Below are 14,585 nucleotides of genomic sequence, written 5' to 3'. Positions count from 1 at the left end.
TTGATGAACGCTGATTTTAAAACCCTCATCCGCTGGCCAGAATGTTCCCCAGAGCAACAAAAAACGTTGCTGACACGCCCTGCGGTTGCGGCATCAGAAGATATTGCCGGCACGGTTAAACACATTCTGGAAACGGTAAAAACAGGGGGTGATCAGGCGCTACAAGATTTCAGCCTGCGCTTCGACAAAACAAGGGTTGAAACCATCCAGATTTCTGCCAGTGAAGTGGATTTAGCTGTCAATCGCCTGACACCAGAGATTAAACAGGCCATGAAACAGGCTATGGATAACATCCGCCAGTTCCACGAGGCTCAAAAGCCCGTCGAGATCGACGTCGAAACACTACCGGGCGTTCGTTGCCGGCAAATCACCCGCCCCATAGATTCAGTCGGACTCTATATTCCCGGCGGCTCGGCTCCCCTGCCTTCAACGGTATTAATGCTCGGCACGCCCGCCCATATTGCAGGTTGCCGTAAAGTCATCCTGTGCTCTCCCCCGCCCATTGCCGATGAAATTCTCTATGCGGCACAACTGTGTGGGATCACTGAAATTTTCCAGATTGGTGGGGCACAAGCCATTGCGGCAATGGCATTCGGCACCGACTCCGTTCCCAAAGTCGACAAAATCTTTGGCCCCGGCAACGCATGGGTCACAGAAGCCAAACGACAAATCAGTCAACGCATTGACGGCGCCGCCATTGACATGCCCGCAGGTCCATCAGAGGTACTGGTTATCGCTGATCACGGAGCCAACCCCGTATTTACCGCAGCAGACTTACTTTCTCAGGCGGAACACGGCCCCGACTCCCAAGTCATACTGGTCACTCCTGACGAAGACTTTGCTCAACAAGTCATCCGTGAAATTGAAATTCAGCTCTCGGTATTGCCACGCCAGCAAATAGCAATCCAAGCCCTGCAGTCCAGCCGGATCATCATTACAAAAGATCTCATCCAATGTGTGGAGATCAGCAACCAATACGGCCCGGAACATTTGATCATTCAAACCCGCCAGCCTGAACAATGGGTAGAACAGATTACCAGTGCCGGCTCCATTTTCCTTGGCGACTGGTCGCCGGAATCGGCAGGGGATTACGCTTCTGGCACCAATCATGTTCTGCCGACCTATGGCTATACTTCAACCTATTCCAGCCTCGGTCTGGCGGATTTTCTGAAGAGAATGACCGTGCAGAAACTCACCCCCCAAGGGTTAAGAAACCTCGCTCCCACGATCGAAACACTGGCACAGGCAGAGCAACTCATCGCACACAAAAATGCGGTGACATTACGCATGGCGGCTCTGAATAACTCAGACCTGAGATCACAAGGCCCAGGATCAATCATGAGTACCCTTTTTGATATCAATACACTGGCAAGAGAAAATGTTCGTCAACTCGTCCCCTATATGTCTGCCCGTCGTTTGGGGGGGAATGGGAATATTTGGCTAAATGCAAATGAATACCCCACCGCCCCCGATTTCCAACTGAGCGAAAAGACGCTCAATCGCTATCCTGAATGTCAACCGGCCTCGGTTATCCAACGCTATGCACATTACGCGGGCCTACAACCGGAACAAATCCTTGTCAGCCGTGGTGCGGATGAATCCATCGAACTGTTGATCCGGGTTTTTTGTGAACCCGGCCGTGATGCCGTCCTGTTTTGCCCGCCAACCTATGGCATGTACAGTGTTAGCGCAGAAACCTTCGGTGTAGAGCAAAAAAAGATCCCTGTCAGCGCCAACTGGCAACCCGATATTGCCGCCATCAAAAATAATCTGGATCGCGTCAAACTTATTTATATCTGTAGCCCCAACAACCCCACGGGCAACTTGGTTGAGCCTGCGGCATTGCGTCAACTCCTTGAACTCACCCGCAACCGGGCGATTGTTGCCATTGATGAAGCCTACATCGAATTTTGTCCGCAACACGCTGCCACCTATGCTACCACGCGTTGGCTGCAAGACTATCCTCATCTGGTTATTTTGCGAACCTTATCGAAGGCTTTTGCTTTGGCTGGATTACGCTGTGGATTTACGTTGGCTTCTGCCGATATCATCACGCTGATGCTAAAAGTGATTGCCCCTTACCCACTTGCCACACCTGTCGCGGATATCGCAGCTCAGGCGTTGACGGAAACGGGCATTCAGACCATGAGAAATCGGGTGGAAGAAATTGTCAGTAACCGGACTTATCTTCAGCAAGAACTCAGTAAATCGGTATTGGTTGAAAACGTATTTCCGAGCGAAACTAACTATATTTTAGTGAAATTCACCGATGCAGAAAGGGTATTCAAGACGTTATGGGATCAAGGGATCATCTTGCGTGATCAGCGAAAACAACCGGGATTGGAGCATTGCCTGCGCATAACCATTGGTAGCCGGAGCGAATGTGAACAGGTGGTCAGTGCCATCAATCTACTTTCCAGACAGACGCAACACATCAAGGAAACTGAAAATCCATGAGCCAGAAACTGCTTTTTATTGACCGTGATGGAACCCTGATTACTGAACCACCCAGCGATTATCAGGTCGATCGCCTTGATAAGCTGTTTTTCGAAGCCGGGGTGATCCCGGCCCTGCTATCGCTGCAAAAAGCAGGTTACAAACTGGTGATGGTCACTAATCAGGATGGACTGGGTACAGCCAGTTTTCCACAAGCGGATTTTGCGCCGCCGCATAGCCTGATGATGCAAGTTTTCACTTCACAAGGCATCCGGTTTGAAGACGTGTTGATCTGTCCACACAAACCCGAAGATAACTGCGATTGCCGCAAACCCAAGCTGGGTTTGGTAGAAAAATATCTGTCGGCAGAGGCCATTGATGCAGAAAACAGTTATGTCATCGGTGATCGGGAAACTGACTTGCAATTAGCCCAAAACATGGGCATTAAGGGCATTCGCTATCACCCCGCATCACGGGGCTGGTCAGCCATTTGTGCGGAGTTGACCCGCAAAGATCGTCATGCGCAGGTTGAGCGAAAAACCAAAGAAACCGCTATCAATATTGAAATTTGGCTGGATCGCGAAAGTGGCAGTTGTATCAACACCGGTGTTGGTTTCTTTGATCATATGCTGGATCAGATTGCAACCCACGGCGGATTCCGCATGAATATACACGTCAAGGGCGATCTCTATATTGATGATCACCACACCGTAGAAGATACCGGTTTGGCGCTGGGGGAAGCGTTGAAGCAAGCATTGGGGGATAAACGCGGCATTGCCCGTTTTGGCTTTACATTACCCATGGATGAATGCCTGGCCCGCTGTGCCTTAGATATTTCCGGTCGTCCGCACCTTGAATATAAAGCGGAGTTTAAACACCAGCGGGTCGGAGATTTAAGCACAGAAATGATCGAACATTTTTTCCGCTCCCTCTCCTACACCATGGGATGTACCTTGCACCTGAAAACCAAAGGCAAGAATGACCATCATCGGGCCGAAAGCCTGTTCAAAGTCTTCGGCCGGACATTGCGGCAAGCCATTCGCATAGAAGGCGATACCTTGCCCAGCTCCAAAGGTGTTTTATAAGGGAATGCAATAAAGGAAGTCATGATGAAGATTGTTATTCTGGATACAGGCTGTGCTAACCTCGCTTCTGTTGCTTATGCCATCCGCCGGTTAGGTTATGAACCCCTGATCAGCTCAGACGCCAATATCGTGCGTTCAGCCGATAAGCTGTTTCTGCCCGGTGTGGGTACGGCGACTGCGGCAATGGCCCAACTGGGGCAACGCCAATTAATCCCATTAATCAGTTCGCTGTCCCAACCCGTACTGGGCATTTGCCTCGGCATGCAATTATTGGCCGACATCAGTGCGGAAGGTAACATCCCCTTGCTCAAATTAATTGAAGCGCCCGTCGAAAAAATGGTGACCGCCGATCTGCCGTTGCCACATATGGGCTGGAACCAGGTGACGGCACAAAAAGGACATCCCCTGTTTCGTCATATTGCCGATCATGCCCGTTTCTATTTTGTTCATAGTTATGCATTGCCCATCGGGGAATATACGATTGCTCAAACGGCCTATGGCAAGACATTCAGCAGTGCCATTGCAAAAGACAATTTTTTTGGTGTGCAATTCCACCCTGAACGTTCAGGCGCAGCAGGCTCACAATTACTGAAAAACTTTTTGGAGATGTAACCGCATGATTATACCTGCATTAGATTTAATCGACGGCAACGTAGTGCGTTTGCATCAGGGGGATTACGATCAGCGTCGGGATTATGGCAACTCTCCACTTTCGCGCTTGCAACAATATGAGCGGGACGGTGCCAAGTTACTGCATTTAGTCGATCTTACCGGAGCCAAAGATCCCAGCAAACGTCAGCTCACCCTGTTGAAAAAGCTACTGGGTAAGCTGACGGTTCCGGTTCAAGTCGGTGGCGGCATTCGTTCAGAAAATGATGTCAAGGCACTGCTTGAAGCCGGTGCCAGCCGGGTTGTCATTGGCTCGACGGCAATTACTCAGCCTGAATCCGTCAAACAGTGGTTTCAACGATACGGGGCAGAATCGATTGTACTGGCTTTGGATGTCCGCATCAGTGCCGACGGGATTAAACAAGTTGCCATCAGTGGCTGGCAGGAAAACAGCCATGCCACTCTTGAGTCTGTCATTGAGCAATATCTTCCCGTCGGGCTAAAACAGGTGTTATGTACCGATATTTCCCGTGACGGTACATTAAACGGCACCAATATCGCGCTCTATCAAGAAATCAGCCAACAATATCCACACATCCAATTTCAGGCTTCTGGCGGTATTGGCAGCCTCGCCGATATTTCGCCTCTGCCTGCATCCGGGGTGGCGGGTGTGATTGTCGGGCGCGCATTACTGGAAGACAAATTTACCCTGACGGAGGCTATCCAATGTTGGCAAAACGCATAATTCCCTGTCTGGATGTCCGTGATGGGCAAGTCGTCAAGGGCATCCAATTCCGTAATCATGAAATTATCGGTGATATCGTGCCGCTCGCACAACGCTATGCCCAAGAAGGTGCGGATGAGTTGGTGTTTTACGATATCACCGCCTCTTCCGACGGGCGTGTCGTGGATAAAAGCTGGGTGGCAAAAGTGGCTGAAGTCATCGACATTCCTTTCTGTGTGGCAGGGGGGATTAAAACCGTCGAAGAAGCAGGGCAAATTTTATCGTTCGGGGCAGATAAAATTTCCATTAATTCCCCGGCACTTACCGATCCGAGTTTAATTAACCGGCTGGCTGAACGCTACGGAGTCCAGTGTGTCGTCGTCGGTATTGATACCTGGTTTGATGAGGAAACCAACACTTATCAGGTTTACCAGTTTACCGGTGATGAAAAGCGCACAACCGCAACCCACTGGCAGACATTGGATTGGGTTAAAGAAGTCCAACAGCGCGGTGCCGGTGAAATCGTGCTGAATATGATGAATCAGGATGGTGTCCGCAATGGTTATGATCTCACACAACTGCAACAGGTACGCGAAATCTGTTCGGTGCCACTGGTCGCCTCCGGCGGCGCGGGTGCACCAGAACATTTTCGGGATGCGTTTAAACTTGCCAATGTTGATGGTGCTTTAGCGGCCTCCGTTTTTCACAAACAAATCATCAATATTGGTGAACTTAAGCAATATCTGACTACACAGAACGTCGAGGTTAGAATATGTTGACAGCGCGACAATTAACCGCACAAGAGATCGAAAAACTGGATTGGAAAAAAGTGGATAACCTGATGCCCGTCATTGTCCAACATGCCATCTCCGGAACCGTCTTAATGATGGGTTACATGGATCAGGAAGCACTGAATGTCACCCTCAGTTCAGGCAAAGTGACCTTTTTTTCCCGTACCAAACAGCGGTTATGGACAAAAGGCGAAAGTTCCGGTCATTTTCTGAATCTGGTCAGTATTTATCCTGATTGTGATAACGATGCCCTGCTCGCTCTTGTGGACCCGATTGGCCCAACCTGCCATCAAGGTACTGAAAGCTGTTTTGCCTCAGTACAAACCGACTGGGGTTTCCTCTATCAGTTGGAGCAACTGCTGGCCAGCCGAAAAAATGCCTCACCGGACAGTTCCTATACCGCCCGTTTATATGCCAGTGGAACAAAACGCATCGCCCAGAAAGTGGGGGAAGAAGGTGTAGAAACCGCATTGGCAGCCACAGTGAATAACAGAGAAGAGTTAACCAACGAAGCCGCAGATTTAATTTATCACTTATTGGTTTTGCTACAGGATCAAGATCTCAACCTCAGCAATATCATTCACCAATTACGGCAACGGCATTCAGCCAAAGAGTGATTTTCGATACAGGAATAACAGCCACTTCTCCAAGCTATATGTACGAAGTGGCTTCTCACTGTTCTATTAGATAATCTTTTATCTCTGAGATGGGATATCACAACAATAATGTGGCTATTCAAGTTCTGCTACTCAAAACACCTAAGCAAATTGTCAACCCATTGTCAGTGATAATTAGAGAATCCTATTGACTCTATTTAGCAGCCACAACCACCTGGTGAGATTATGGGAACTTCAACTGAGACAGCAGAGTTGCTTGAAGCTGTTCCACAGTTAAAAATTCCATAATGTGTACGGCCTTCACCAATCACACTAAATAAGTTATGGTATCGGCTTTTGCAAATAATATCTGCTGTATTTCGACATATTGGTATCGCTTTCCCTGTTTCAAATACATGTTCTTGATCAAACATAAAGTGAGTCGGGGCATCAGGGAGATTACCTTTGTATATGGCGACTTGACCATAATCTTCACAACTATCTTCTAGATCAATCTTGAATAACCTGAGAGTCATTGAATACAATCTTGTACTCCCTAGTTTTTCCTCAATACATTTGTTGCGAATAGTCTTTAAATTGCTTGCAATAATTCGTATATCCCGAAAACCTGCATCACGCGCTATTCGCACAAAATCGCCATAATACAATACATCACCAATACATTCTCCAATCAGCAATGGATCATTTTTCAACGCTTGGGAGAGTCTGCGATCAGAGAAAATATCAGCAAAATAAATTTCTCCACCCGGTTTGAGCAACCGAACCATGCCCTGAAGCACATCAGATTTTGCAGCAGCTAAGTTAATGACACAATTGGAGACGATAACATCAACACTATTTGGCGGTAAATTGAGTCGATCCAAGGATTCAATATTGCCGTGTATAAAATGTACATTACTTTCGTTATAGCCATAGGCTTCCCGGTGATATTCGATGTAACTCTTGGCAAATTCAATTTGCTTAAGAGTCGTATCTACACCGATAACTTTTCCTTCTGGCCCTACCAGCTTAGATAAAATGAAACAATCTCGCCCACCACCACAACCTAAATCCAACACGGTTGATCCAGCCAGTAAAGGAGGAAAAGGCGCACCACAGCCATAAAAACGCTGCTGCACATCTGGATGGACTGCCTTTAGTATCGTTTTGATCTCATCAGAAGGTGGTTCATCTACAGTACAAACATTCGTTACCAAGTCTTCCTTGCTCGAAAGCGTTGTACCATAGTAATTTTGTACATTTTCAACTCGCTGAGACAATTGTTGTTCTTTGGTTTTCATCATCCTATTCCTCTAACAAAATTCAACCTTAGTCCTGACATAATTCTAATAACGATCGGCTTAATACGTTTATTTGGTAAACATTCAGAAAAATAGTAAGGCCACATAACCTGCGATCATGGCCATAGTAAGGATAACAGCGACAAAGGCCGCTAAGAGTTTAAATGTGAATAGGGAGCGTAATAAAATTAGCTCAGTCAGGCTGGCGCCAGCACTACCGATAATTAACGCCAGAATCGCTCCGGCACTGACCCCTTTCGTCATCAACGCGGCTGAAAGCGGTATCAAAGCTTCGGCGCGAAGATACAGGGGTACTCCAATGACAGCAGCAACTGGGATAGCAAACGGATTATCCGATCCAGCATATTTTTCAAGCAGACTGGTAGGAATATAGCCATAGATCACACTGCCTATTGCTATACCGATAAATAAATAAGGGAGTACATTCTTAAAATCGGCCCAAGCTTCCTGCCACAGACCGCTATACTTGCTTTTTGGACGAGCCGCTTGAGTGGTTTGGCTATCGCAGCAACCTGTAGATTGCGTGGTCATCTGGGTAGCGGAACAACAGGGAGCGGCCATTGATTCACGATTGTTTGATATCACTGGCTTAACGTTGCAACTACTCCCAGAAACTCCGCAACCAGATGTCTCTTCGTGGCGTACATAACGTTCAAATCCCAATATTTGTAGCAACCATCCGGCACCCAATGAGACCAGAAAGGCAGATAATACGTAAATAGCTGTTAGTGTCAGACCAAAAGTAGCAACAAACAAGACAACGATGATGGGGTTCAATAGCGGGGAAGAAAATAAAAATACCATCATTGGACCAAAACCAGCTTTAGCACGAATTAGCCCTTTCAACATAGGAATAGTCGAACAACTACAGAAAGGAGTGATAGATCCGAGAGCAGCAGCCAGAAAATAGCCCCTTTTCCGGTTAGAACTCAGTAACGCTTCTACCTTGGATGGAGGTATATGCCGCTGGAGAATACCAACCAACAAACTGATACCAATAAACAAGGCTGATAACTCTATGGCAAGGAAGACAAACATGTTTAGGGTTTCTTGTAATTGAGAAGACATACCAGATCCTTATATATCTATAATTCTAGTATTATGGAAACAATAAGGATGATAGATTGCCATTACAATTCCTGTCAAGTATATTTCTAGAAACATAGAATTTTGGGTTTAGAGACGCGTATGAAACATGAAGAAGTCGCAGCAAGTCTGGCTGAGCTGGGGAATTGTCACCGATTAGCTATATTCCGGTTTTTAGTTAAGGCTGGCCATAAGGGAGCCTCGGTAGGGGAAATTCAGAAAGCTTTGGATATTCCCCCTTCAACGCTGTCACATCATCTCAACCGTATGGTGAAGGTCGGACTCATCCGTCAAGAGAAATACAGCCGTACTATTGTATGTATACCTGAGTATCAGCACTTGGGAAATCTGATCAACTTCTTGCAAGAAGAATGTTGTGTAGGGATTTAGCTCGAACACTTCACCAAACAATCATATGGATTATGTAAAGCATAATGGTGATAGCAGAAGGCAATATTTTCATCCGGTATATGGAATAAAACCACAGTAAACCTGAGAGGAAGAACATGACATTTCGTTAAAAAATAGTTCAATCCACTGACAAATCCCGTAGAAAATAATGGCGCTTGTCAGTGGATCGTAATGTTACTAGGACATTCAGTGATTAAAATCACTATTCAATGAATCACATGGCAGCCTTAAAGATAGCGACAATTTCTTCATGCGAAGCCTGAATCGGGTTAGTGAAACCACAGGCATCTTTCAGCGCATTGGTTGCCAATGTGGGTAAATCTTCCTCTTTTACCTTCAATGAAGATAACCCCGCCGGAATATTGACATCCCGTGCCAATTCACTAATCGCCTGAATGCAGGCATCAGCGCCCTGCCCGTCGCTCAGATTGGCTACATCAACGCCCATCGCTACAGCAATATCCTTCAGGCGAGCCGCAGCAACTTGGGTATTGAATCGTTGTACATGTGGCAGTAAAACGGCATTACAAACACCATGAGGCAAGTCATAAAAACCACCTAATTGGTGCGCCATAGCATGGACATATCCCAAAGACGCATTATTGAATGCCATACCTGCCAAAAACTGGGCATAGGCCATATTTTCACGCGCTTCCACATCATGCCCCTCTTCAACGGCACGGCGTAAATTGCGGCTAATCATGGTCACCGCTTTTAGGGCACAGGCATCCGTGATAGGGTTCGCCGCCGTAGAAACATAAGCCTCAATAGCATGAGTCAAAGCGTCCATCCCTGTTGCGGCGGTCAGTCCTTTTGGCATCCCTGCCATCAGGACAGAATCATTGATTGATAAAATAGGCGTCACATGTTTATCCACAATCGCCATTTTGATATGACGTTCAACGTCTGTGATAATACAGAAGCGTGTCATTTCAGAAGCCGTGCCCGCAGTCGTATTGATGGCAATCAACGGTAACTGCGGTTTAGCGGAACGATCAACGCCTTCATAATCACGAATATCCCCACCGTTGGTCGCCACCAGTGCAATGCCTTTTGCACAGTCATGAGGTGAACCACCTCCTAAAGAGATCACGCAATCACAGTTATGCTGACGCAGAATTTTCAATCCATCCTCAACATTAATGGTTGTCGGGTTAGGATTCGTGCCATCATAAATTGCGCTTTTTATCCCTGCATCCGCCAGTAAAGCCTGTACTTTTCCAACAACACCAATCTCGTTTAGCACGCGGTCAGTGACAATCAACGCTTGTCTGTAGCCATAATTTCTTATTAATTCAACGGATTCAGTCATGCATCCCATACCGATTTTATTCACTGGCGGGATAAAGAAAGTTGATGCTGCCATTTGAAACTCCTTAGATTTTACTGGGTATCCCAAATTTCAATGCAAGAGAAATGAATGACAATGTGACATCTATCTGCCTGAGTCATTTTGACCAGAATCAATAATTGCCTATCTAAAGAAGAAAAAAATAGGCACACACTTTGACTTTGCGTTTATGTAAGAGAAAGCCGGACATCAGACTACCGTCGTATCTCTGCATCAAAATGGGTTGTATTGAGGAAAGTTGTCTTGCGGAAAGTTGCTTCTCAGAAAGTTGTTTTCCGAAAAATGACTTTTCGCAAAATGGTTGATTGGAGCCAGCTCTAAGAATATACCCAATAAGATAAAGATAACTTAAATAAAGTTTACATTTTGCTATAATTTAACCAGGTGATAATGGGCGATTATTATATGAATAATATTTTTGTTCTGGTAATACTCGGTCTGGTTATCTTCAGTCTCGCTGCATTTCTTTATTACCATGATACTGAGATAGCAAGCTGGTTAGAGAGGTTTGCACAACAGTTGCTCAAGTAGCAACGACCAAATTAACATTTTTCATTAAAAATTTTTCAGTTAAAACTTTTCATTTAAAACTTTTCGTTTAAAAAAACAGGGCGCTGAAAATTCAGCGCCCTGGTTCCTAACTTAGACATCTAATCAACATAGCTAATGGTTATTCCAGCCATTCCGTGTGGAACACGCCTTCTTTATCAGTACGTTTGTAAGTGTGCGCGCCAAAGTAATCGCGTTGAGCCTGAATCAAATTGGCAGGCAAAACGGCTGAACGATAGCTGTCGTAATAAGAAATGGCGGCTGAGAATGTCGGTGTTGGGATCCCATTCTGCACGCCATAAGAGATCACATCACGCAACGCTTGCTGATATTCATCGGCAATTTGCTTAAAGTAAGGTGCTAACAGCAAGTTGGCGATAGCCGGGTTTTCACGGTACGCATCGGTGATTTTTTGTAGGAATTGCGCGCGAATGATACAACCCGCACGGAAAATCTTGGCGATTTCCCCGTAGTTCAGATCCCAGCTATATTCATCCGAGGCCGCTTTCAGTTGTTGGAAACCTTGCGCATAGGAAACAATCTTACCCAGGTACAGGGCGCGGCGAACTTTCTCGATAAATTCAGCTTTATCACCATTGAATGGCTGTGCTTCTGGGCCAGACAACACCTTGGATGCGGCCACGCGCTGATCTTTCATGGAAGAGATATAACGTGCAAACACAGATTCCGTAATCAGTGTCACGGGAACACCCAGATCCAGCGAGCTTTGGCTAGTCCATTTGCCCGTACCTTTGTTTGCGGCTTCATCCAGAATCACGTCAACCAGATAGTTGCCTTCTTCATCTTTCTTACGGAAGATATCAGCCGTAATCTCGATCAAATAGCTGCTCAACTCGCCTTGGTTCCAATCACTGAACACGTCTGCCAGTTCCTGATTGCTCAGGTCCAGTGAATTTTTCAACAAGGAATAGGCTTCTGCAATGAGCTGCATATCACCATATTCAATACCATTGTGAACCATCTTCACATAATGGCCGGCACCGTCAGCACCGATATAGGTGATGCAAGGCTCGCCATCAACTTGGGCGGCAATTTCTTTCAGAATGGGTGCCACCAGCTCATAGGCTTCTTTCTGACCGCCAGGCATGATTGAAGGGCCTTTCAGTGCGCCCTCTTCGCCACCGGAAACCCCGGTACCGATAAAGTTAAAACCCTGAGCAGACAGCTCACGATTACGACGGATCGTATCCTGAAAATAGGTGTTGCCACCATCGATCAGAATGTCACCCTTATCCAAATGTGGCGTCAGTGATGCAATGGTTTTATCCGTCGCGTCACCCGCCTTAACCATCAACAGAATACGACGTGGCTTTTCCAGCGAATCGACAAATTCTTCAATGGAATAACTTGGAACTAACTTTTTCCCTGGATTTTCAGCAATAACTTCATCAGTTTTATCACTGGAGCGGTTAAAAATAGATACAGAGTAACCACGGCTTTCAATATTCAACGCCAGGTTGCGCCCCATTACCGCCATACCGACAACACCGATCTGCTGTTTGGACATGAATAACTCCCGTCTAATAATGACTTCTGCCCACCCAAGATGCAGTACGTCAATGCAATATGTCGTATGCGACACAATATGTCGTATGCAACACATGCCCGTATGCAACAAAACAGAAGTGGACAATTTTGTTAATGAGGCCACATGTTAACTCAGGAAGGGTCATAGGGGGTAGTTATTGGTGCAATCGATACCGTTGTGATGTTTGTTTGCTGAAAAAATTTCCAACTAAGATAAATCGACTATTGATATTTTGTGCTGCAGTATCCATTATTCAATAGTCGGCAGAAGCCGTCCTATTAAAAGGTAAAAAAAATTGTATGGAATGGATCGCTGATCCGACGATATGGGCTGGCTTAGCCACACTGATCGTTTTAGAAATTGTTCTCGGAATTGACAACTTAATATTTATTGCCATTTTGGCAGATAAACTTCCTGAAAAACATAGAGACAAAGCTCGCCTGACAGGGCTTTCCTGCGCCCTTGTCATGAGGATATTGCTGCTATTTGGCCTATCTTGGCTTATTTCCCTGACTAAGCCACTCATTACCCTATGGAACCATCCTTTCAGCGCCCGTGATTTAATTATGCTGATAGGCGGGATTTTCTTATTGTTCAAAGCGACAATGGAGTTGAATGAACGGTTGGAAGGGGAAACTCTGCATTCCGGTCAACAACGCAAGGGAGCCAACTTCTGGGCGGTTGTCGTGCAGATTATTGTCTTGGATGCGGTATTCTCACTGGATTCCGTTATCACTGCCGTGGGCATGGTCGATCACATCGGTATCATGGTTGCCGCTGTTATCATCGCCATGGTCCTGATGATATGGGCCAGTAAGCCGCTGACAAAATTCGTCAATGCACACCCCACCATCGTTATCCTCTGCCTCAGCTTTTTGTTGATGATCGGTTTCAGCCTGGTTGCAGAAGGTTTTGGCTATCGCATTCCGAAAGGCTATCTCTATGCTGCCATCGGTTTCTCCATCATGATTGAAGCATTGAATCAGTTTGCCCAGTTCAATCGCCGCAAGTTCTTGAGCGCTTCCCGTTCCCTGCGTGAAAGAACAGCGGAGGCCGTTCTTCACATTCTGAATGGCAAACGTGAAAATGCGACGCTGGATAATCATGCTTCCGACCTGATAGCGGATCATACGGATAACAAAGAGGTCTTTGAACCGCAGGAACGCCAGATGATTGCCCGCGTTCTCAGCATGGCACAACGCACTGTCAGCAGTATCATGACGTCACGCCATGATGTGATTTATCTTGATGTTCATGCTCCCGCGGAAAAATTGACCCTGTTGCTGGAACAAAAACCCCACACGCGAATTGTCGTTACGGATGAAAAAACCGGTGATGAGCCGCTCGGCGTGGTGCATGTGATTGATATTCTTAATCAACAACTGATTCACCATACCTTTGATTTACGGCAGTTAGTACAACAACCGTTAATCTTCCCGGAATCCCTTTCTTTGCTGCAGGCATTGGAACAATTCCGTCAGGCACAAACGCATTTTGCCTTTGTCGTCGATGAATTTGGTTCTGTTGAAGGTGTGGTCACGGTAACCGATGTGATGGAAACCATTACCGGTAACTTGCCTGTGGGTAGCGGAGAGCTCGATGCCCGCCATGATATTCAGGTCATGGAAGAAGGGTATTGGGTCGCCAATGGGTTTATGCCACTGGAAGATCTGGTCCTTTACGTGCCACTGCCATTGGATGAAAAACGCGAATACCAAACTCTGGCAGGTCTGCTGATGGAGCACCTGCAACATATTCCACAACAAGGTGAACAGTTACAGATTGGCGATTATCTGTTTGAACCGTTGGAAATCACCAGCCACCGTATCCATAAAGTCAAAATTACTTCATTGAAAGTGGAAGAAGAAACAGAGTCATAACACGCCATTCTAAGGTGACATTATTCATTACTGAGGAAAACCGGCATAAGGCCGGTTTTTTTTATTCCTATAAGTTTTATCAGATTGGTTCAATTTTTAGGCTATTTGCTTGTAATTTCCCTAAGTACAATTGACCCCATTCAAAGGTAGTTGGCAATACATCTATACCCAATGAATTTCAAGATGCAGCCAACAA

The 14,585-nt window shown here is 46.2% G+C and carries 12 protein-coding genes and 1 pseudogene; 9 read left to right on the top strand and 4 right to left on the bottom strand.

Features of this window, described 5'->3' with window-relative positions; all coding sequences use genetic code 11:
* Positions 1–3: 3 nt before the first annotated feature.
* From hisD to hisIE, 7 genes and pseudogenes are all read left to right on the top strand, one after another.
* A pseudogene (gene hisD, locus Xbed_RS01790) lies at positions 4–1,308 on the top strand (histidinol dehydrogenase); the annotation flags it as partial.
* Entirely contained in the window at positions 1,288–2,457 is a 1,170-nt protein-coding gene (gene hisC / locus Xbed_RS01785) for a histidinol-phosphate transaminase (RefSeq protein ID WP_339373807.1), read from the top strand. The pseudogene hisD and the gene hisC, both read left to right, overlap by 21 nt.
* Positions 2,454–3,521, top strand: a complete 1,068-nt coding sequence (gene hisB / locus Xbed_RS01780; protein ID WP_086111233.1) for a bifunctional histidinol-phosphatase/imidazoleglycerol-phosphate dehydratase HisB — start codon at positions 2,454–2,456, stop codon at positions 3,519–3,521. Before hisC ends, hisB begins: the two co-directional genes overlap by 4 nt.
* Before the next feature lie 24 nt (positions 3,522–3,545).
* On the top strand, positions 3,546–4,133 hold the full coding sequence (gene hisH / locus Xbed_RS01775; RefSeq protein ID WP_086111232.1) for an imidazole glycerol phosphate synthase subunit HisH: 588 nt from the start codon (positions 3,546–3,548) through the stop codon (positions 4,131–4,133).
* A 4-nt stretch (positions 4,134–4,137) separates the two neighbouring features.
* Positions 4,138–4,875 (top strand): 1-(5-phosphoribosyl)-5-[(5-phosphoribosylamino)methylideneamino]imidazole-4-carboxamide isomerase, encoded by a 738-nt coding sequence (gene hisA / locus Xbed_RS01770; protein WP_086111231.1) that lies wholly within the window; start codon positions 4,138–4,140, stop codon positions 4,873–4,875.
* Positions 4,857–5,633 (top strand): imidazole glycerol phosphate synthase subunit HisF, encoded by a 777-nt coding sequence (hisF, locus tag Xbed_RS01765; RefSeq protein WP_086111230.1) that lies wholly within the window; start codon positions 4,857–4,859, stop codon positions 5,631–5,633. The genes hisA and hisF overlap by 19 nt, the downstream gene beginning before the upstream one ends.
* Positions 5,627–6,262: a bifunctional phosphoribosyl-AMP cyclohydrolase/phosphoribosyl-ATP diphosphatase HisIE gene (hisIE, locus tag Xbed_RS01760; protein WP_086111229.1), complete on the top strand. Its 636-nt coding sequence runs from the start codon at positions 5,627–5,629 to the stop codon at positions 6,260–6,262. Before hisF ends, hisIE begins: the two co-directional genes overlap by 7 nt.
* A 197-nt stretch (positions 6,263–6,459) precedes the next feature.
* Here hisIE and Xbed_RS01755 read toward each other — a convergent pair whose 3' ends face one another.
* Both Xbed_RS01755 and Xbed_RS01750 read right to left on the bottom strand, forming a co-directional pair.
* Positions 6,460–7,542: a methyltransferase domain-containing protein gene (locus Xbed_RS01755; protein WP_086111228.1), complete on the bottom strand. Its 1,083-nt coding sequence runs from the start codon at positions 7,540–7,542 to the stop codon at positions 6,460–6,462.
* 84 nt (positions 7,543–7,626) lie between these two features.
* The gene (locus tag Xbed_RS01750; protein WP_086111227.1) at positions 7,627–8,631 is read right to left on the bottom strand and encodes a permease; all 1,005 of its coding nucleotides are present in this window, start codon (positions 8,629–8,631) and stop codon (positions 7,627–7,629) included.
* 120 nt (positions 8,632–8,751) lie between these two features.
* Between Xbed_RS01750 and Xbed_RS01745 the strand changes: the two genes are divergently transcribed.
* Positions 8,752–9,039, top strand: coding sequence for an ArsR/SmtB family transcription factor (locus Xbed_RS01745; RefSeq protein WP_086111226.1), 288 nt, complete (start codon positions 8,752–8,754; stop codon positions 9,037–9,039).
* A gap of 235 nt (positions 9,040–9,274) precedes the next feature.
* On the opposite strand, the gene yiaY is transcribed toward Xbed_RS01745, so the two are convergent.
* Positions 9,275–10,426 (bottom strand): L-threonine dehydrogenase, encoded by a 1,152-nt coding sequence (gene yiaY / locus Xbed_RS01740; RefSeq protein WP_086111225.1) that lies wholly within the window; start codon positions 10,424–10,426, stop codon positions 9,275–9,277.
* A 655-nt stretch (positions 10,427–11,081) separates the two neighbouring features.
* Positions 11,082–12,488, bottom strand: coding sequence for an NADP-dependent phosphogluconate dehydrogenase (gene gndA / locus Xbed_RS01735; protein WP_086111224.1), 1,407 nt, complete (start codon positions 12,486–12,488; stop codon positions 11,082–11,084).
* Positions 12,489–12,808: 320 nt separating this feature from the next.
* Between gndA and Xbed_RS01730 the strand changes: the two genes are divergently transcribed.
* Positions 12,809–14,389, top strand: coding sequence for a TerC family protein (locus Xbed_RS01730; protein WP_086111223.1), 1,581 nt, complete (start codon positions 12,809–12,811; stop codon positions 14,387–14,389).
* Positions 14,390–14,585 lie beyond the last annotated feature (196 nt).

Source organism: Xenorhabdus beddingii, assembly GCF_002127545.1.
Classification (GTDB): Bacteria; Pseudomonadota; Gammaproteobacteria; order Enterobacterales; family Enterobacteriaceae; genus Xenorhabdus; species Xenorhabdus beddingii.
Note: the sequence above shows the minus strand (reverse complement) of the source record. Positions and strands in the feature narration are given on the sequence as shown.